1 pseudogene is annotated in these 396 nt (G+C 56.8%); it reads left to right on the top strand.

Annotated elements, in window-relative coordinates:
• A pseudogene (locus AC5WOC_RS21205) lies at positions 1-396 on the top strand (hypothetical protein); the annotation flags it as partial.

The following is a 396-nucleotide window of genomic DNA, read 5'->3' as shown; positions in this document are numbered from 1 at the left end:
TCGATAGGCCCAAGGGGATTAACGGGTCCAACAGGTCCAACAGGAGCGACAGGAGCGACAGGAAGAACTGGTCCCACTGGCCCAACGGGAGCGATAGGTCCAAGAGGACTAACAGGTCCGACGGGTTCCACTGGAGTTACTGGTCCAACAGGTCCTATGGGTAATACCGGAACGTCAACTGGTTCTACAGGAAGTACTGGGGCTACCGGACCTATCGGAGTAACGGGAGCTACAGGGTCAACCGGAAGAACTGGATCGACCGGAGTAGCAGGACTGACCGGAGCAACAGGATTGACCGGATCGACTGGAGTAACAGGAGAAACAGGAGTAACTGGATCGACCGGATCGACTGGAGTAACAGGACTGACCGGAGCCACCGGAGTAACTGGAGCCAGC

The sequence above is a fragment of the Shimazuella sp. NTD247 genome (assembly GCF_059510415.1).
This window is presented reverse-complemented; position numbering and strand designations above follow the sequence as displayed.